This is a genomic window from Nocardioides sp. CPCC 206347 (assembly GCF_048654605.1).
In the GTDB taxonomy this organism is placed as follows: Bacteria; Actinomycetota; Actinomycetes; order Propionibacteriales; family Nocardioidaceae; genus Nocardioides.
In genome coordinates this window covers 264,759-283,179 of the sequence record NZ_JBMCYZ010000006.1, presented here as the reverse complement: position 1 = coordinate 283,179, position 18,421 = coordinate 264,759, and the positions used below count along the sequence as shown (strand labels likewise).

14 protein-coding genes are annotated in these 18,421 nt (G+C 71.2%); 10 read left to right on the top strand and 4 right to left on the bottom strand.

The window, feature by feature from the left end; all coding sequences use genetic code 11:
* Window positions 1-58 precede the first annotated feature (58 nt).
* Together ACOACQ_RS20660 and ACOACQ_RS20655 are read left to right on the top strand one after the other, a co-directional pair.
* Window positions 59-910 (top strand): LLM class F420-dependent oxidoreductase, encoded by an 852-nt coding sequence (locus ACOACQ_RS20660; RefSeq protein WP_378597248.1) that lies wholly within the window; start codon window positions 59-61, stop codon window positions 908-910.
* Window positions 910-2,157: a hypothetical protein gene (locus ACOACQ_RS20655; RefSeq protein ID WP_420289202.1), complete on the top strand. Its 1,248-nt coding sequence runs from the start codon at window positions 910-912 to the stop codon at window positions 2,155-2,157. The genes ACOACQ_RS20660 and ACOACQ_RS20655 overlap by 1 nt, the downstream gene beginning before the upstream one ends.
* Here the strand turns inward: ACOACQ_RS20655 and ACOACQ_RS20650 are convergent.
* Window positions 2,144-7,624 (bottom strand): carboxyl transferase domain-containing protein, encoded by a 5,481-nt coding sequence (locus ACOACQ_RS20650; protein WP_420289201.1) that lies wholly within the window; start codon window positions 7,622-7,624, stop codon window positions 2,144-2,146. The two genes, ACOACQ_RS20655 and ACOACQ_RS20650, sit on opposite strands and share 14 nt — an antisense overlap.
* A gap of 222 nt (window positions 7,625-7,846) precedes the next feature.
* On the opposite strand from ACOACQ_RS20650, the gene ACOACQ_RS20645 reads away from it, so the two are divergent.
* The 4 genes from ACOACQ_RS20645 to ACOACQ_RS20630 all read left to right on the top strand — a co-directional run bounded on the left by ACOACQ_RS20645 (window position 7,847) and on the right by ACOACQ_RS20630 (window position 11,724).
* Window positions 7,847-9,538 (top strand): sigma-70 family RNA polymerase sigma factor, encoded by a 1,692-nt coding sequence (locus ACOACQ_RS20645; RefSeq protein ID WP_420289200.1) that lies wholly within the window; start codon window positions 7,847-7,849, stop codon window positions 9,536-9,538.
* A gap of 74 nt (window positions 9,539-9,612) precedes the next feature.
* Complete coding sequence (locus tag ACOACQ_RS20640; protein WP_420289199.1) at window positions 9,613-10,248, top strand: sortase domain-bontaining protein; 636 nt, start codon at window positions 9,613-9,615, stop codon at window positions 10,246-10,248.
* Window positions 10,249-10,354: 106 nt separating this feature from the next.
* On the top strand, window positions 10,355-10,918 hold the full coding sequence (locus tag ACOACQ_RS20635) for an NYN domain-containing protein (protein WP_378602586.1): 564 nt from the start codon (window positions 10,355-10,357) through the stop codon (window positions 10,916-10,918).
* A 158-nt stretch (window positions 10,919-11,076) separates the two neighbouring features.
* Entirely contained in the window at window positions 11,077-11,724 is a 648-nt protein-coding gene (locus tag ACOACQ_RS20630; protein WP_420289198.1) for a hypothetical protein, read from the top strand.
* 96 nt (window positions 11,725-11,820) lie between these two features.
* Here the strand turns inward: ACOACQ_RS20630 and ACOACQ_RS20625 are convergent, their stop codons facing one another.
* Window positions 11,821-13,011, bottom strand: a complete 1,191-nt coding sequence (locus ACOACQ_RS20625) for a saccharopine dehydrogenase family protein (RefSeq protein ID WP_420289197.1) — start codon at window positions 13,009-13,011, stop codon at window positions 11,821-11,823.
* 97 nt (window positions 13,012-13,108) lie between these two features.
* Here ACOACQ_RS20625 and ACOACQ_RS20620 point away from each other — a divergent pair, with 97 nt between their 5' ends.
* Window positions 13,109-13,639 (top strand): SigE family RNA polymerase sigma factor, encoded by a 531-nt coding sequence (locus ACOACQ_RS20620; RefSeq protein ID WP_378602598.1) that lies wholly within the window; start codon window positions 13,109-13,111, stop codon window positions 13,637-13,639.
* Window positions 13,636-15,678, top strand: a complete 2,043-nt coding sequence (locus ACOACQ_RS20615; protein WP_420289196.1) for a beta-propeller domain-containing protein — start codon at window positions 13,636-13,638, stop codon at window positions 15,676-15,678. Before ACOACQ_RS20620 ends, ACOACQ_RS20615 begins: the two co-directional genes overlap by 4 nt.
* Here ACOACQ_RS20615 and ACOACQ_RS20610 read toward each other — a convergent pair.
* The gene (locus tag ACOACQ_RS20610; RefSeq protein WP_420289195.1) at window positions 15,675-16,538 is read right to left on the bottom strand and encodes an alpha/beta hydrolase; all 864 of its coding nucleotides are present in this window, start codon (window positions 16,536-16,538) and stop codon (window positions 15,675-15,677) included. The genes ACOACQ_RS20615 and ACOACQ_RS20610 overlap by 4 nt on opposite strands.
* Before the next feature lie 40 nt (window positions 16,539-16,578).
* Here ACOACQ_RS20610 and ACOACQ_RS20605 point away from each other — a divergent pair, with 40 nt between their 5' ends.
* Together ACOACQ_RS20605 and ACOACQ_RS20600 are read left to right on the top strand one after the other, a co-directional pair.
* Window positions 16,579-16,845: a DUF2277 domain-containing protein gene (locus ACOACQ_RS20605; RefSeq protein WP_420289194.1), complete on the top strand. Its 267-nt coding sequence runs from the start codon at window positions 16,579-16,581 to the stop codon at window positions 16,843-16,845.
* Window positions 16,823-17,647, top strand: coding sequence for a Sir2 family NAD-dependent protein deacetylase (locus tag ACOACQ_RS20600; RefSeq protein ID WP_420289193.1), 825 nt, complete (start codon window positions 16,823-16,825; stop codon window positions 17,645-17,647). Before ACOACQ_RS20605 ends, ACOACQ_RS20600 begins: the two co-directional genes overlap by 23 nt.
* A gap of 3 nt (window positions 17,648-17,650) precedes the next feature.
* Here the strand turns inward: ACOACQ_RS20600 and ACOACQ_RS20595 are convergent, their stop codons facing one another.
* The gene (locus tag ACOACQ_RS20595; RefSeq protein ID WP_378602615.1) at window positions 17,651-18,337 is read right to left on the bottom strand and encodes a metal-dependent transcriptional regulator; all 687 of its coding nucleotides are present in this window, start codon (window positions 18,335-18,337) and stop codon (window positions 17,651-17,653) included.
* Between the last annotated feature and the right edge of the window lie 84 nt (window positions 18,338-18,421).

Sequence of the window (18,421 nt, the reverse complement as noted above, 5' to 3'; positions counted from 1 at the left end):
TAGGAGACGTTTCGGCCAGAGGCAAGACATTTCTAGAACGTGTTCTTATTGTGGACGCATGCGCAACGGCATCGTTCTCTTCACCTCCGACCGCGGCATCACGCCGGCCGATCTCGCCAGGGCCGCCGAGGAGCGGGGCTTCGACACGATCTACGTGCCCGAACACACCCACATCCCCGTCCGGCGCGACGCTCTGCACCCGACGGGCGGCGAGGACCTCCCCGACGACCGCTACCTGCGCACCCTCGACCCGTGGGTCTCGCTGGCCACCTGCGCCGCCGTCACGACGAAGATCGGCCTGTCCACCGCGGTCTCGCTCCCGGTGGAGTCTGACCCGATCACCCTGGCCAAGACGCTCGCCACGCTCGACCACCTCTCCGGCGGCCGGGTCACCATCGGCGCCGGCTTCGGCTGGAACACCGACGAGCTGACCGACCACCACGTGCCTGCCGAGAAGCGTCGTACCGTCCTCAAGGAGTACCTCGAGGCGATGCGCGCGCTCTGGACCCAGGAAGAGGCGTCGTACGACGGCGAGTTCGTCTCGTTCGGGCCGAGCTGGGCCTACCCCAAGCCGCCGCAGGGCCAGATCCCGGTGATCATCGGCGCCGGTGCCGGCCCGAAGACCTTCGCCTGGATCGCCGCACACGCGGACGGCTGGATGACCACGCCCACGACCAGCGACGTGGCGGCCAACGCCGACAAGCTCCGCAAGGCGTGGGCCGACGCGGGCCGCGACGGCCAGCCGGACGTGCGGATCCTGGTGGCGAAGCGGCCCGAGGCCGAGGACTTCGCCGACTGGATGGCCGCCGGCGCCTCCGAGCTGATCTGGGGTGTCCCGGACTCCGACGAGACGGCCGTGATGACGTACCTCGACAAGCTGGCCACGCGCCTCAACCTGTCGGGCTCCTGATGGCGAGCCGGTACGCCGACCTGAGCCGGGCCGAGCTCGCCGTCCTCGTGCCCGAGCTGCTCCTCATGGGGCAGCTGATCGACCGTTCCGGCATGGCGTGGTGCATCGCGGCGTTCGGTCGTGAGGAGATGGCGCAGGTCGCGATCGAGGAGTGGGCGGCGTCGAGCCCGATCTACACGCGCCGGATGCAGGCGGCGCTCGGCTACGCGCCCGAGGTGCCCGGCCTGGGCGACGTCGTGACGATCTTCAAGGGGCTGCAGCTCGACATCGGCGCTCCCCCGCAGTTCATGGACTTCCGCTACACGGTGCACGACCCGTGGCACGGCGAGTTCCACCTCGACCACTGTGGTGCGTTGATGGACGTCGAGCCGATGGGCGAGGACTACGTCCGCTCCATGTGCCACGACATCGAGGACCCGACCTTCGACGCGACCGCGGTCGCCTCGCACCCGAAGGCCCAGATCCGGCCGATCCACCGGCCGCCCCGCTCCCCTGCGGCCATCGCCGGCGGAGCCAGCCCGCACTGCGCGTGGAGCGTCATCATCGACGAGTCACACGCCGAGGCCCAGCCGATCCCGGCGCTCGAGGTCAACGAGCGCTCGCTGGCCGCGACGCTGGTCCTCGACCCGATCGATGCCTCCGACGACGGACTGGCCGACTACAGCGGCCCGTTGCTGTCCGACATCGACTTCGCCGCGTTCTCGAAGTCGGCGCTGGTCCGGATCGCCGACGAGGTCTGCCTGCAGATGCACCTGCTCGACCGCGCCTTCGCACTGGCCGTCGCGGAACGCGTCGAGACCGAGGCCGAGCTGGCGAAGATCCGCACCAAGCAGCTCATCGGCGTCGCCGGGATCGGCGCGGACCGGTTGTCCCGGGCGCTGGGCGTGAAGGACGCCGCCAGGCTGCTGGCCATCCACCCGTTGCTCAACCCGGCCGCCTACGTGACGGCAGACGTCACCGACGGCACCGTCACCGTGCGCCCGTCACCCGCCCACCAGGACGCCGCCTGGATCTCGCTGTGCGGCCCCGGCCGGACGACTCCGTTGCAGGCGATCGTGCGGGCGATCGACCCGCACCTGGACGTCGAGGTCGAGCCGCTGGGTTCCGCGGACGCGGGCTGGCGCCTCACCGTCGTACGACGGGACGAGGCGACGCCCGAGGCGGACGAAGTGGCCGTGACCCGGTTCAGCACCGGGGCCACGTTCGCGTTCGAGCCCCGGCGCTCGCTCCCGATCACCCCTGTGTGAGGCCGCGCTCGATCGACTCGATCACCTTCGGGCGCAGGTCGCTGGCCGCGATCACCTCGTCCACCGAACCGACCTCGACGGCACGGTGGATGTTGTGGACGCCGTCGAACTCGGCGGCGACCTCGGCGATCTTGTCCGCGCGCAACTGGGCCCGCAGCTCGGCGAGCTCGACCACCAGGAGGCCACGCTCGCCGTCCTCGGCGGCGTCGATCCGCTCCTCCAGCGCCGCGACCCTCGGGTCGGCGGCAGCCCGCTTGGCGACCTCGGCTGCGAAGACCACGGCGGCCGCCGGGGCACCGCCGAGCACGGAGGCGAAGGAGCCCTCGATGGCCAGCACGGTCATCGACGGGTTGAGTCGCTTGGAGAAGACCACGAACGCGCCGCCGTGGTAGCGCGAGATCACGCAGAACACGATCGGGCCGCGGAAGTTGACGATCGCGCGGCCGATCTCGGCGCCGTACTCCAGCTGCAGGTTCCGCATCGACTCCGGTGACCCGTCGAACCCGGACAGGTTCGCGAGGACGACGACCGGCCGGTTGCCCGACGCGGCGTTGATCGCGCGGGCGACCTTCTTCGACGACCGCGGGAACAGCGTGCCCGCGGTGTAGGTGTCCGGGCCGTCGGTGGGAGGGAAGCCGGCGCGCGGCACGGGCTTGGACTCGATCCCGATCAGGCTGACCGGGTAGCCGCCGATGCGGGTGCCGACGACCACTGCGGTGTCGGCGTCGGCCATGCCGGCCCACCGCTCGAGCATCTCGTGGTCGGCGTCGGCCAGCGCCCGCATCACCGTGCGGATGTCGAACGGTCGCTTGCGGTCGGGGTTGTGCACCGCGGAGAAGATCTCGCCGACGGTGCTGAAGTCACCCTCGTGGGGGTGGGTGGTGATGTCGCGGTCGACCGGGTCGGTCGACGGCGCGCGCCGCGGTCCGGCCTCACCGGGCAGGACGTAGGTGTGCTCGTAGTGCGACATCAGCACGCCGAAGGCACCGGCCAGGTCGGGCACCCAGTACTGCGCCTGGCCGTTCGGGCCCATCACCCGGTCGTAGCCGCCGATGCCGAAGTTGTCCTCGGCCGACACGCCACCGGAGAAGTCCAGCGACTGCTTGCCGGTCAGCACCATCGCGCTGTCCGGCGTCATCACCAGGATGCCCTTGGTGTGCATCAGCATCGTGGCTTCCGCGTTCCAGTAGGGCTGCGCGCCGACGTTGATCCCGGCCACGACGATGTTGATCTCGCCGCCGCCCTGGGTGAACTCCACGATCCGGCGCAGCGCGTCGGCCACCCAGTCCATGTTCTCCGTGCCGCTCTCCATGGAGATCCGGGCGCCGGCGGACACGGCGAACCACTCCAGCGGGACGTCCAGCTCCTCGGCCAGGTCGATCGCCGCGATCACGCGGGCGCACTCGGGCTCCGAGAGCGCACCGAGGGACTTGATCGGGTCGCCACAGAGCACGACCCGCTTGATGCCCTCGGGGTAGAGCGGCGTCGGGGTGGTGACGACGGCGACGAGGAGGGCAGCGGAGTTCTTTCCGTACGGCCGGTCGACCGGGGACAGCAGTCCGTTGGCGTCGAAGTCATACTCGACCAGCGAGCCACCACCGGCCAGCACGGAGGCCAGCTCGTAGGGGTAGACGAGTCCGCGGCGGCGCGCCCGCAACACCTTGCCGGTGTAGTCGTCCAGCGGTGCCAGCGGCTCGGTCGGCGGGGGGATCACATCGGCGACCACTCCCGCGCCCGGCTTGGCGTGGAACCGGATCGCCAGCGGCACGGGCGTGCCGTCCGGACCGGCGACGCGACCCTCGGCGAGGACCTCCTCGATCCCGGCGCCCTCACTGAGCGGCGTGATCTTGCCCTGCAGAGCGGTGAGCTGGTCGAGGTCGGCCTCGATCACCGGCCACACCGTGACCCACACGTGGTTCACGTCGAGCTTGGCGCCCTCGCGACCACGCGCCGTACGCACCCGTCGGATGGCCTCGAGGCAGTTCTCGATCGCGCGCTCGGCATGCGGTACGGCGATGACGCGGCCCTCTTCGTCGCGGACCACGGCGAGCTGGCGGACCTGCGCGGCGGCGACCAGGCGGCGGTCGGCCGGGTTGGACCGGGCGACGCACTCGTAGAGCAGGACGTCGTCGGGGGCGTCGAGACGGGTGACGTCGAACTCCTGCAGTCGCGACAGGTTGAGCCGGCGTCCGACCATCGGGTGCATGCCGCGGATCAGGGTGTCCTCGACCAGCTGACCGCCCTCGGCACGGAAGGTGTGGTAGCCGACCTGCTGCGGGGCCGCCGGGCAGACGACGACCGAGACGCGGCGGACGCGGGTGGCGAAGTCGTGCGCGGCCAGCAGCTTGGCGGCCTCGGCCGACGCGGCATCCGGGTCCGCGGGGGCGTCCGGCCACCGCAGGTAGATCTCCACGACGTCGTCGTGGTCCTCGGTGAGGACCGACCGGATCGCGGCGCCCAGCGGGCCCTCGGGATCGGCGAGCTCGGTCACGTCGGCGATCGTCGAGACGACCCGGGTCGCGCCCTTCTCGTCGGTGGCGTACTCGGCGTGCACGACCGGACGGCCGGCGTGCTCCCCCGGTCCGCTGACGGTCAGGTCGTGCAGGTCGTACTCCAGGTAGTGCCGACGGATCAGCACCTCCAGCAGCGGCTCCCGCTCGGGCAGCCCGTCGACCATCCGGTCGCGCAGGAATCCGACCAACGGCTCGGGAATCTCGGTGAGCGCATCGATCCGGGCGACCCGCTCGGCGGCCGCCGGGTCGGTGAGTGCCGTGACCTCGGCGGCCACGCCCTCGAGGACGGTACGGCGCTCGTCATCGACCAGCGGCTGGTCGAACCACGCGAACCGGATCGACCGAGCGAGGTCGCCGACCACGGCGAAACGCAGCTGGGTGGCGCGCACCAGGCGGTCGAGCAGTGCCCGCGCGGCCACGGCGTCCTCCGCCGCGGGCGGCGGGTTGCCGAGCCAGCGCTGCAGGACACCGACCGCGATGTCGACGTCGGAGGGGTGCTGCTGGGCGAGGAAGATCCGGAACACCGCGCGCTCGAGCTCGGGAGTCCGCTCCAGGTCGGTGACGCCGTAGTGGGCCAGGACCCGCTGCAGCTTGTCGCGGAAGTGGTCCGGCAGCGCTCCGCGGTCGGGGTCGAGGCTGCTCAGGTAGGTGTGGAAGTACTCGCGCGAGCTGTGCACCCGCAGCTCGGTGTGCGGTTCGTCGCCGGCGGGCCGGTTGCGGCTGAGCTCGGCGAAGTCGGCGAAGAGGGCGAGCAGGTCCATCTCGGCGCGCAGCGTCGTGGGCTGGGCCGAGGAGAGGTAGTCGGCGAGCAACCTTCCGCGCTGGTCCGGCGCGACGTCGTACCCGAGGAGCTGGCCGGAGAGGACGGCGATGCAGTCCGGCTCGCTGGCGGAGACCGGCTCCGGCAGGTCGAGCTCGGCGGCCGGCGCTGCGTTCGCCGCTTCGGCGTCCGCGTCCCCGGTCGGCTCCAGGCGCACCAGCGGCATGCCCGTCTCGACCTGGCTGCCGACGCGGACCAGCAGCTCCTTGACCCGGCCGTTGAACGGCGCGTACAGGGCCGTCTCCATCTTCATCGACTCCAGCACCATCACCGGCTGTCCGGCAGCGACCTCGTCGCCGATGGCCAGGGGCGTGGCGACCACGAGGGCGGGCGCGGGCGAACGCACGACGCCACCCTCGTCGCGGCTCACCCGATGCATCACGTCGTTGACCTCGACCATCTGCACCGGTCCGTGCGTGGCCGTCACCAGGCGGAACCGGGAGCCGTCGACGGTGAGCCGGCCGTGCACGTCGTCGATGCGGTCCAGGACCGCGGACACCGTCCGCACGACACCGCCGCCGGCGACCGTGACGCGATACTGCGTCGGGCCGGTCTGGTGGACCGTGAGGCCGTACGTCGACCCACGCAGCTTCAGCTCGATCGTGCGCGAGGGGTCACGCTGGACGTGCGGTCGACCACCGTGGGCGACCTGCAGGAAGCGCGTGATCTCGGCGTTCTCCTCCTCGACGTACACCTCGATGGCGGCGGCGACCAGGGCCACGCCGGAGTGGCGGGCGGCCTGCAAGCGACCTTCGGCACGCACCCGGTCGATCCAGCCCGTGTCGGCCCACGTCGGCGAACCGGTGGTGACCTCGGGCTGGTCGAGGAGGTCCAGGATGAAGCTCTTGTTGGTGGCGCCGCCGTCGATGACGACCGTGGTCTCGCCCATCGCACGGCGCAGCCGGGCGAGGGCCTGCTCGCGGTCGGCGCCCCACGCGATCACCTTGGCGATCATCGAGTCGAAGTCGGCGGGAATCGTGTCACCCTCGCCCACACCGGTGTCGACGCGGATGCCGGGGCCGGTGGGGAACTCGAGGCGGCTGATCCGGCCGGGGGCGGGAGCGAAGTCGCGGTCGGGGTCCTCGGCGTTGAGCCGGGCCTCGACGGCGTGGCCGCGCTCGGCCGGCCGCTCACCCGTGAGCGGGATGCCCCGCGCCACCTGGATCTGCAGGGCGACCAGGTCGGTACCGGTCACCTCCTCGGTGATCGGGTGCTCGACCTGCAGGCGGGTGTTGACCTCCAGGAACGCGAAGGCCTGCTCGCCCGGGTGGTACAGGAACTCGACGGTGCCGGCACCGGCGTACCCGACAGCGTTGGCCAGTCGCTCCGCGGACGCCTTGACCTCCGCGGTCTGGGTCTCGCTCAGGAGCGGGGAGGCGGACTCCTCGATGACCTTCTGGTTGCGGCGCTGCACCGAGCAGTCCCGCACGCCGATCGCCCACGCGGTGCCCTGGCCGTCGGCGATGACCTGGACCTCGACGTGGCGGGCGTCGGTCACCAGCTTCTCGAGGAACACCACGCCGCTGCCGAACGCGCGCTCGGCCTCGTCCCGGGTCCGCTGGTAGGCGTCGGTGAGCTCCTCGCGGGAGGTCACCTTGCGGATGCCGCGTCCGCCGCCGCCGGCGGTGGCCTTCAGCATCAGCGGGTAGCCGATCTCGTCGGCGCTGGCCAGCGCGTCCTCGAGGTTGTCGACACCGCGACGGCTCCACGGCGCGACCGGGACGCCGACCTCCTCCGCGATCAGCTTGGAGCCGATCTTGTCGCCGAGCTTGCGCATCGCGTCGGCGCTCGGCCCGATGAAGGTCACGCCCAGCCGGTCGCACAGCTCGGCGAAGGCCGGGTCCTCGGCCACGAAGCCCCAGCCGACCCAGGCCGCGTCGGCCCCGGTCGCGACCAGGGCGCGCTCCAGGACCTCGAGGTCGAGGTACGGGCGGTCGGCCGCCGCTCCGAGCAGGTGGACCTCGTCGGCCTCACGGACGAACGCCGACCCGGCGTCGACGTCGGTGTGGAGCGCGATCGTCCGGATCACCTCGCTGCGGGACGTGTCCCGGGCGTTGAGGTCGCGGACGGCGTGGATGAGCCGCATGGCGGCTTCTCCGCGGTTGACGATGGCGATTCGCGAGACCTGTGGCACGGTTCCGACGCTGCCATCTCGCGAGGCCTCCGTGACAGTCGAGATCCCACAGGATTCGGGCGCGATTCTTGTTGGCAGGGCTGAATGACAGACAGGCGGTCGGCAAAAAACTGCAAGATCGCGGCCGCCCGACGCTCTCACAGGTGTCCATGCCGCACGAGAACCCGAGGGGACCGATGTGCAATCGAGCCGCAGCGCGTCCGTTTTCCCTAGGATCGCGCCATGAACTCCTCGGGTGCGTCGACGGACGACGTGGACCTCGTCGCCGGCGTCCTCGCCGGGGACCGGGCTGCGTTCGCCGGCGTCTACGAGAAGTACGCCGACCGGCTCTACGACTTCGCGTTCTCGATGCTCCGCAACCGCGAGGAAGCCTCCGACTGCGTGGCGGACTCGTTCGTGGTGATGGCGGAGAAGCTCGGGCAGCTGCGCGACGCGAGTCGGTTGCGACCGTGGCTCTACTCCGTCGTACGCAACGAATGCCTGCGCACGCTGCGCGGCCGCGGGCGACTGGCCCACGACGACGAATGGCTGGAAGCCATGCCTGACGAGACGAACGGACCCGAACAGCAGGTCGTGCAGGACGACGTCCAGGCCGAGCTCAGCGAGCTCGTCTGGGCAGCGGCCGAGGGCCTCAACGACCGCGACCGCGCGCTCCTCGACCTGCACCTGCGCCAGGGCCTCGACGGTACCGAGCTCGCCGCGGCCATGGACGTGACCCCCGCCAACGCCTACGTGATGCTGAGCCGGGTCCGCGACCAGGTCGAGCGCTCGCTGGGCGCACTGCTGATCGCCCGCCGCGGGAGCGACGAGTGCGACGACCTCGCCGAGCTGCTGAAGGACTGGGACGGCGGGTTCTCGCCGCTGATCCGCAAGCGCGTCGCCCGCCACATCGACGGCTGCGACGTGTGCGAGAGCCGCCGCAAGCTGATGGTCAGCCCGTTGGCCCTGCTGGCCGGCGTCCCGGCCTTCGCCGCCCCGGCGGCCCTCAAGGACCGGGTGCTCGACGACGAGCGCCTCGTCTCCTACTACGTCGACGCACCGGCCGCTCCTGTGGCTCCGGTCGTCCCGCCGCAGGACGACTCGGGCGACAGGCGCCGCGCCCTGCTGGTCGGCCTGATCGTGCTGCTGCTCGCCCTCGGCGGTACGGCGGCCCTGGTCCTGTGGCCCGACGGCGACGGCGACCTGGTCGGTGTCGACAGCCCCACCAGCGCGGCACCGACGACGCCTGCCACCGAACCGGCCACGCCCACTCCCACGGTGACCGCCTCGGGCATGCCGACCAAGTTCGCTCCTTCACCGACGGAGCCGTCCAGCTCCGCCACCAGCGAGGCACCCACGATCGCGGCCCCCGCGGACCTCCAGGTCTCGACCCGGTCCATCCGCCTGGGCACCAGCGGCACGTCGGGAACGACCCGGTTGAGCAACGTCGGCGGCACCGCGCTGGACTTCACCGCGCAGCCGCGCGTGAAGTGGCTGTCGGTCTCGACCGGCTCCGGGTCCCTGGACCCCGGTGCGGAGACGACGCTGCGGATCCGGGCCAGCCGGTCCGGGCTCTCGGAGGGCGCGCACAGCGGGCAGGTCGCGATCACCTGGAGTGGGGGCACCGTGCTGGTCACGGTCAGCCTGACCGTGAACCGGCCGCCCGTGATCGGGACGATCACTGCGTCCGCGACCGACTGCAGTGTCCCGGTCTCGGCCACGGTCACCGACGGCTCGGGCGTTCGCTCGGTGAAGGTGTCCTGGTCCGGGGCGACCAGCGGCCAGGCATCGGCCACACCCGACAACGGGCGCTGGAAGGCAATCATCCCCGTCCCCGTCGGTGGCAACGTGAAGGTCACCTTCACCGCGACCGACAGCGCCGGCCTCCGCAGCACGAGGTCCCGGACCTTCACGTTCAACCCCTGCCCGGGCTGATCTGCGAAAACCTGCAAGGTTCGCCCCACGACCTGCTCCTACCTGCGTACGCACTCAACGCAGGAGGACAGGTCATGGGCATCAAGGCACGACTGACCCGGATCGTGGCAGTGATCGGCATGCTCGCCGGACTGACCGCCGGCACGTTCGGCATCGTCGAGCTCACCCAGCCGCAGCCCGCCACCCCACCGCCCGTGACGGCGGTCTTCGCCGACGACGCACCCGCGCCCGTCGTACCCGCGGCTCCGGCGCCGGCGGTGCGGGTCGCCGTACCGACCCGGCTCGAGGTGCCCGCCATCGACGTGGACGAGAAGCTGACCGGCCGCGGCCTCAAGGCCGACGGGTCGCTCGACACCCCGGACTTCGGCAAGGCCGGCTGGTACCGCCCCGGCCCGCGGCCGGGCGAGCCCGGTGGTGCCGTCGTGGTCGCCCACGTCCACGGCCCCGACGGCCCCGATGTGTTCTGGGACCTGGCGAAGCTGCAGCCCGGCGACGTGATCCGCATCCACCGCGCCGACGGGGTGGCGACGTTCGTGGTCGACGAGGTCGACGACGTACCGAAGGAGCACCTGCCCTACGACAAGATCTGGCCGGACACGGACGAGCCGCTGCTTCGCCTGATCACCTGCGGCGGCAAGCGGACCGCATCCGGCTACCCCGACAACACGGTCGTCTACGCGCACCTGGCCTCGACCGAAGCGCTGAGCTGACACGACGGACGAACAACGGCGCGATTCGCATCAACCTGGTTGATGCGAATCGCGCCGATCAGCGTTTTCAGGAACCGAGGTCGAGGCCACGCCCTAGTCTCAGGACATGGACGACTCCCCGCGCACGACGTACGTCCTGGTCGACGGCGAGAACATCGACGCCACACTCGGCCAGTCGATCCTCGGACGGCGACCGCGCCCGGACGAGCGCCCGCGCTGGGAGCGGTTGCTGCAGTTCGCGAGCGAGGGCGCCGACAAGCCGGCGAACGGGCTGTTCTTCCTGGCCGCCAACAACGAGCTCCCGATGTCGTTCGTGCAGGCGCTGATCGCGATCGGGTACCGCCCGATCCCGCTGTCCGGTGACGCCGGCGAGAAGGTCGTGGACATCGCCATCCAGCGCACGCTGGTCGAGCTGAAGAACCGCGACGCCGACGTACTCCTGGTCAGCAACGACGGCGACTTCGTCGACCAGATCCGCGACCTGCTGGACGGAAGCCGCCGGGTCGGTGTCGTCGGGTTCGCGGAGTTCCGCAACAACGCCTTCCTGCAGCTCGCCAACCAGGGACTCGCCTTCTACGACCTCGAGTACGACGTGCAGGCCTTCAACGAACGGCTGCCGCGCGTGCGGATCATCCCGATCGAGGAGTTCGACCCGGTGCAGTTCCTGTAGCGGTTGCGGCAGTGGTGCGGGGGCCCGGATGCCCCGGAAGAAGAAGTCCGGAAAGTTCTCCAGAAAATCTGCAAGGTCCTCAGGCCGGCGTGCTCCTACCACCAAGAACACCAAGCCACCGGGCTCCGCAAGGGCCCAGCCAACCTGAGGAGAACACCATGAACACCACCACCCGCACCGCGCTCCGCGTCCTGATCGCCACCCCGCTCGCCGCCAGCGCCATCGCCTTCGGCGGCTTCGCCGGAACCGCTCACGCCGACGGCTTCGAGCCCGGCCCGGTCATCATCGCCCAGCCCCATGACGACGAGGACCCGAAGCCGCAGGGCCCCGGCGAGATCGCCAACCCGACGCCCGACGAGGACCCGAAGCCGCAGGGCCCGGGCGACATCGCGAACCCGGAGGACGACGAGGACCCGAAGCCGCAGGGCCCCGGTGACCTCGCCAACCCGGAGGACGACGACGACCCGAAGCCCGAAGGCCCCGGCGACATCACCAACCCCGAGGACGACGACGAGCCCCGCCCCGAGGGCCCGGACGACCTGACCAACCCGGAGCCGGGCGACAACCCGGAGGACGTGCCCGGAGACGACGTCCCGGCCGACCAGAACGACCCGGCCGACCAGAACGACCCGGCCGACGAGGTGGGCGGCACCGAGGACGTCCAGCTCCCGAACCGGATCGACGCCGGAACCGGCTCGACCGACGACGAGGGCCTCAACCTCGCGTGGGTCCTCGCCGGTGGCGGCGTGGTGACCGCGGCGGGCTCACTGCTCGCCCGCCGTCGGATGGGTGGCGCCACCCGATGATCGTCTGCTGAGAAGTGGGGACACAGCACACGACGGCAACGGCCGACCGGATCACCCGGTCGGCCGTTGTCGATTTTCGTGGGTCGTACGGAAGCGTCAGCGGCGCTCGAAGCTGATCCCGGCCCGCTCGAGACGGCCGAGCAGCTTGTCGCCCATCGCCGTGGCCGTGGTGACCTGGCCCGACACGTTCGGGTTGTCGTCCAGGGCCAGGCACAGGGCGGCCTCGGCCAGCATCTTCGCCGTCTCGGTGTAGCCGGGGTCGCCGCCGGAGACGCGGGTCCGCACCGACGTTCCGGCGCTCTCGGCCACGAAGTCGACGGTGAACCAGGACTTCTCGCGACGGCTGGCCGACGGACCCTCACCCTGCGGCACCCGCTTGAGCAGCGCGTTGCGCAGCGGCGGCACCTGCGAGGCCACGGCCAGTCCGCTCGCGCCGACGGCGCCGCCTGCGGCATAGCGAAGGGTCTTGGTGCCCGCGAAGTGGGAGTACGTGAACGCAGGGCCGTACGACGGCAGGGCTGCCCCGCTGCGCGCCACCACGAACGGGTCGATGGTCGGCAGGGGCAGCAGCCAGTAGCCGAGCTCGCTGTCGCGGCGGGGCCGTCCGGCACTCGCACGCGAACGGCGACCCTCGGGCCGCGGCTCCATCTTGCGACGGGCGCCGGAGGCCTCCTTCATCTGCCGCGCGCGGGAGAACGCCGTGAGCGCCGAGTGGAAGGTGCCGCCGGAGAATCCGGCCTTCGAGCGCACCACACCGCGCATCTCGACCGGTGCGGTCAGCTCGCCGCCGACCTCCTTGGCGAGCTCCTTGATCGTGAAGTACGCACCGAGGTCGTGCGGGATCGAGTCGAAGCCGCAGCAGTGCACGATCCGTGCGCCGGAGCCCTCGGCCGCGGCATTGTGCTCGACGTAGGTGCGGTCGACGAACTCCGGCTCACCGGTCAGGTCGACGTAGTCGGTGCCGGCGGCCGCGCACGCAGCGACCAGCGGGCCGCCGTACTCGATGTAGGGGCCCACGGTCGTAGCGACGACCTGGGTGGTGGCGACGACCTCGGCCAGGGCCGCGGCATCCGCCGCGTCGGCGACGAGCAGCGGGAGGTCGGCCAGCGCGGGATTCACCCCTGCCAGCCGGGACCGGACCGCCTCGAGCTTCTTCTCGTTGCGGCCGGCGAGCGCCCAGCGCAGGTCCTTGGGCGCGTGCTCGGCGAGGTAGTCGGCGGTCAGGCCGCCGGTGAAGCCGGTTGCTCCGAACAGGACGATGTCGTAAGGGCGTGTGGAGGAAGCCATGTCGGGAGTCTTCCACTCCCGATGGAACCTCGCACCGGGGTGATGCCGTCATAGGTTCAGCACCAGCACCCAGGTTGGGCAGAACGACGGAGCACATGTGGATCCCGAGACCGAAGCGGTCTACGCCGACTATGTCGAGCAGAGCTGGCCGACCCTGGTGCGGGCGGCCATCTTCCTCGGCGCGCGGCCGCACGAGGCCGAGGACCTCGCGCAGACCACCCTGGTCCGCTGCTACACCGGCTGGGACCGGGTCAGCTCCGCCGACAACCGCGAGGCCTACGTCTACCGGATGCTCCTCAACTGCCTGCGCGACACCCGCCGCACGCGATGGTGGAAGGACCGGCAGTACGACGACCCGCGCTCCCTGGAACGCAGCGACCGCCCCCTCGGGGGCGATGCCGCCGAGCGGGTGGCCGTCGCGGACGCCGTACACCGTGCGCTCGGGACCCTGACCAAGCCCAACCGCGACGTGGTGGTGCTGCGGTACTTCGTGCAGCTGACCGAGAAGCAGACCGCCGAAGCCCTCGGCGTGCCGCCCGGCACCGTGAAGAGCCGGTTGTCCCGCGCGCTCGCCCACCTGGCCTCCAACGACCACCTCCTCGACCTGTCCGGAGGGACGAAGAAATGACCGACCTCGAGAACCTCTGGGACGACTACCCCACCGGCAAGGCACCGACCGGAGCGATCCTCGCCGCGGCGACGAAGGACCAGCAGCACCGCCGGCGGATCGTCGTACGCCCGTTGCTGACGGCGGCTGCCGTGACCGGCCTGGCCGGGGCGTTCCTGACCGGCACCCTCGTCGACGACGGCTCCGGTGGTGGCGGCAACCCGCCGGGCACCGAGGCGTTGCCCAGCCATGTGGCGTTCCAGGCCGACCTCGAGCCGGCGAAGGACTGCGACGACCTGCTGCAGGCCTACATCGACCGGGCGCTCGACCTGGTCGGTCCGTACGGCTGGGGTGGCGGCGGTCCCGTCTACTACGGCAACGGCCTGCGTGAGCTCGGCGACGTGGTCAAGGACAGTGTCAGCGGCGCCGCGAGCCAGTCGTACAAGAGCCTCAACCGGGAAACCACCCCCCAAACCTCCCGCCAGGAGAGCAGCGAGACGGGCACCAACGTCCAGGAGATGGCGGTCGACGAGCCGGACACCGCCAAGACCGACGGCAAGGTCCTCACCCTGGTCCGCGACGACGCCCTGTTCGTGTACGACGTCACCGGCTCCTCCACGAAGAAGCTCGGCCGGATCGGCCTCCCCGGCCTGGAGGATGCCGAGATCTTGCTGAGCGGCGACACCGTCGTCGCGATCGGTGCCGACGACGACGCCGACGTGCGTCCGAGCGACAAGTACGGCTACGGGTACGCCCAGCCGACCGGCACGCGCGTGCTGACCATCTCGCTCGCCGAACCGGCCGAACCGGAGATCACCCACGACGTCACCTACGACTCAGCCCTGTCCTCGGCCCGCCAGCACGGCTCGACCATCCGAATGGTGCTGTCCTCGGGGCTGCCGGACCTCGACTTCGTCGAGCCGCGCGGCAAGCGCAGCGACAACGAGGCGCTCAAGCACAACCGCAAGCTGGTCGAGGACTCCAAGATCGAGGACTGGCTGCCCACGATCACCTCGGGCGACGGTGACGACGCGAAGACCCAGCAGCTGCTCGACTGCACCAATGTCGCCATCCCCTCGGACGAGCTCGCCCTCGACACCACCAGCGTCGTCGGCTTCGACGCCGGGTCCCCGGACAAGGTCGACGCGATCGGCCTGGCCGGCCAGACCGGCATCGCCTACGAGTCCGCGGACCACCTCTACCTCGCCACGAGCGGCGGCTGGGGCGGCCTGCCGCGCTGCGACGTGTGCGACCTGCGCATCCAGCCGACGGGCGGCGGGTCGTCGTACCTCTTCGACTTCGAGCTCGACGGCAAGCAGGCCACGCACGTCGCGTCCGGCGAGGTCGAGGGCGCGATCCGCGACCGCTGGTCGATCGACGAGGCCGACGGCGTGCTGCGGGTGGCCGTCGGGCCGACGGAGGAGACGGGCAACTTCAACTCGATCGTCACCTTCGAGCGCGACGGCGACGAGCTCGTGGAGCACGGCCGCCTCGACAACCTCGGCCGCAACGAGGACATCCAGTCCATGCGCTGGTTCGACGACCTGGCGATCATGGTGACGTTCCGGCAGGTCGACCCGCTGTACGCCGTCGACCTCACCGACACCGCGAAGCCCAGGCTGCTCGGCAAGCTGAAGATCCCGGGCTTCTCGTCGTACCTGCACCCGCTCGGCCCGAACCGGATGATCGGGGTCGGTGAAGGCCCTGACGGCAAGGGTGGCTGGGGTGCCCAGATCGGCCTGTTCAACGTCCGCGACGTCACCCACGTGCGGCGGATGGACATCCACAACTACGGCCCCGACACGACCGCCCGCGCCGGCCTCGACCCGCGCGCCTTCACCTGGCTGCCTGACGAGCGCACGGCGCTGACGGTGCTCGAGAAGTACACGAGCCGTCGCATCGGCTACGTCTCCGTCGTCAAGGTCAAGGACGGCAAGCTCCACGAGCGCCTCCAGCAGGTGGAGTACGGCGACGACGTGGACGACGTCCGCGCGCTGCCCATGCCCGACGGCCGGGTGGTGGTGGTGACCGGCGAGGACGCGCAGTTCTTCGAGCTCTAGGAGGTGGGCTGGCCGCGGATCCAGGCGGCGACCGCCTCGTGGAGCGCGGCGGGCAGGGCGTCGCCGTCGAGGAGCAGCCGGTAGCCGTGGCCGGACTCGGCCGGCTCGAACCGGCTGCCCGCCGGTGCCTGGTCGGCGATCGACTGCGACCCGGCAACCGCCTCCTCGCCTTCGTCGTCGGCCATCGACACCAGGACCGGGACCCGGAGCGCGCGCCCACCGTCGATGACCTCGATGCCGGCCCAGTCCACCGGGCCGGACAGGTCGACGGCCGCATCGATCTTCGCGTCACTCGCCGCCGCCATCAGGGCAACGCTGCCGCCCATCGATGCGCCGACCACGACCACCCGGGTCGCCCCCAGTCCGGTCCGCGCCTCGCGCACGGCCACGCCGACCGCGTCGGCCTGCCCCGGCCCCGACCGCCGGCCACCGTTGCAGGTCGATTCGCCGTACCCGCACAGGTCGATCGCCAGCACCTGGACGCCCGGCTCGGCAAGGAGGTCGGCGGCGTACGGCAACCAGCCGCACAGGCCGTTGCCGTCGGTCTGGTGGAGCAGGATCGCGACCGTCGGCCCGGTCCCGGCCCTCACGGCACTGACCTTCCCGATCCGCTCGTCCTGCAGCACCGTCGGCGTGAACCCCGCGTCGGCCACGTCGGCGGGCTGGGGTCCGCAGCGACTCAGGGGGCCGTCGAGGGACTGCCAGGGTTCCTGGCTGGGCGCGGCGCTCGTCGTCCCCGTCGTGGTCGTCGGCCGGCTGGCCGCATCGCGCCCGCCCTCCGGGTCGTCCTCTCCCCCGCAGCCACCGAGCAGCAGGCTCGCCGCGAGGATGGCCGACACCGTCCCGATCCGAGATCTCATCGGGTCATTGTGCGCCCCCGGCTCGGCGTAGGCTCGGAACATGTGCCGCAACATCCGGACACTCCACAACTTCGAGCCGCCGGCGACCAACGACGAGGTGACGGCCGCTGCCCTGCAGTACGTCCGCAAGGTCAGCGGATCGACCAGGCCGAGCCAGGCCAACCAGGCCGCGTTCGACAAGGCCGTCGCCGAGATCGCCCACATCACCCAGCACCTGCTGGAGGACCTCGTCAGCGCGGCGCCTCCGAAGGACCGCGAGGTCGAGGCCGCGAAGGCCCGCGAACGTGCCAAGCTCCGTTACGGCTGAGGCCGCCCTCGAGCAGTGTGCGCGCGGACGACTGGTGGTTCTCACCGGCGCGGGGCTCTCGACCGACTCGGGCATACCTGACTACCGCGGCCCGGACGCGCCGGCGCGGATGCCGATGACCTTCCAGGAGTTCGTCGCCAGCCCGACCGCCCACCAGCGGTACTGGGCGCGCAGCCACCTCGGCTGGGCCCGGATGGGCCACGCCACCCCCAACCCCGGCCACGTTGCCGTCGCAGCGCTCGGCGCCGACCTGGTCATCACCCAGAACGTCGACGGCCTCCACGAGGCCGCCGGCACCCCGCACCTGATTGCCCTGCACGGCCGCGTCGCCGACGTCGTCTGCCTCTCCTGCAGGAGTACGACGTCACGGATCGCGCTGCAGGAACGACTCGAGCGCGCCAACCCCGGCTGGGCCGCCCGGCATGCGGAGGTGGCGAACCGCCCGGACGGCGATGTCGCCCTCGAGGAGACGGCCGGGTTCGTCGTACCCCCGTGCGAGGAGTGCGGCGGCCTGCTGAAGCCCGATGTCGTGTTCTTCGGCGAGAACGTGCCGAAGGACCGGGTCGAACGCTGCTACGCGGCGGTCGAGGCCCTCGCCGAGGCGGGCGGCACGCTGCTGGTTGCCGGATCCAGCCTGACCGTGATGAGCGGGCTGCGGTTCGTGCGGCGTGCCGCGCAGCGCGACGTACCCGTGGTGATCGTCAACCGCGGGCCGACCCGCGGCGACGCACTGGCCACCCACCTGGTTGCCGAGGGCACCAGTGAGTGGCTGGGGCGGCTGGCAGCCGTCAGGACGACCTGAGGGTCAGAGCCGCTTCACGAAGATGTGGTCGGCGGCCTCGGGGAAGATCTCGGCGGTCTCGCCACCGGAACCCACCAGCACGCCGTCGGCGGTGGCCTGGATCGTGATCGTCTTGTCGGGCAGCGCGCCGACGCGACGCATGGCGCTCATCAGCGCCTCGTCCTTCTGCATCTCCTCGGAGATGCGGCGGACCAGAGCGCGGGAGACCTCCGGGCCGGCGGCCTTGGAGAGCGGCTCGACGCCGGCCATGAAGGTCTCGCCGACCTTTTCCTCACCCAGCTCCGCAAGGCCGGGGATCGGGTTGCCGTACGGCGACTCGGTCGGGTGGTTGAGGAGCTTCAGCAGGCGGCGCTCCACGGTCTCGGACATGACGTGCTCCCAGCGGCACGCCTCCTCGTGGACGAGCTCCCAGTCCAGGCCGATGACGTCGACGAGGAGGCGTTCGGCGAGGCGGTGCTTGCGCATGACGCGGGTCGCGAGGCGCTGGCCGTCCTCGGTGAGCTCGAGGTGGCGGTCGCCCTCCACCGTGAGCAGGCCGTCGCGCTCCATGCGGGCGACCGTCTGCGAGACCGTCGGTCCGCTCTGGTGCAGGCGCTCGGCGATACGGGCGCGCAGCGGCGTGATGCCCTCCTCGATCAATTCGTAGATCGTGCGGAGGTACATCTCGGTGGTGTCGATGAGATCGCTCACGAAACCATTCTGTCCTATTGACCGAGCATGTCTCCGGCGCAGGGGGGCAGCAAGCTGCCGCCGACGTCTCCCGCCACGCTGCCG

Excerpts from the sequence above, each read along its gene's own strand:
- ACOACQ_RS20660 (WP_378597248.1), top strand. The coding sequence starts at position 59 with ATGCGCAACGGCATCGTTCTCTTCACCTCCGACCGCGGCATCACGCCG.
- ACOACQ_RS20655 (WP_420289202.1), top strand. The coding sequence starts at position 910 with ATGGCGAGCCGGTACGCCGACCTGAGCCGGGCCGAGCTCGCCGTCCTC.
- ACOACQ_RS20645 (WP_420289200.1), top strand. The coding sequence starts at position 7,847 with ATGAACTCCTCGGGTGCGTCGACGGACGACGTGGACCTCGTCGCCGGC.
- ACOACQ_RS20640 (WP_420289199.1), top strand. The coding sequence starts at position 9,613 with ATGGGCATCAAGGCACGACTGACCCGGATCGTGGCAGTGATCGGCATG.
- ACOACQ_RS20635 (WP_378602586.1), top strand. The coding sequence starts at position 10,355 with ATGGACGACTCCCCGCGCACGACGTACGTCCTGGTCGACGGCGAGAAC.
- ACOACQ_RS20630 (WP_420289198.1), top strand. The coding sequence starts at position 11,077 with ATGAACACCACCACCCGCACCGCGCTCCGCGTCCTGATCGCCACCCCG.
- ACOACQ_RS20625 (WP_420289197.1), bottom strand. The coding sequence starts at position 13,011 with ATGGCTTCCTCCACACGCCCTTACGACATCGTCCTGTTCGGAGCAACC.
- ACOACQ_RS20615 (WP_420289196.1), top strand. The coding sequence starts at position 13,636 with ATGACCGACCTCGAGAACCTCTGGGACGACTACCCCACCGGCAAGGCA.
- ACOACQ_RS20610 (WP_420289195.1), bottom strand. The coding sequence starts at position 16,538 with ATGAGATCTCGGATCGGGACGGTGTCGGCCATCCTCGCGGCGAGCCTG.
- ACOACQ_RS20605 (WP_420289194.1), top strand. The coding sequence starts at position 16,579 with ATGTGCCGCAACATCCGGACACTCCACAACTTCGAGCCGCCGGCGACC.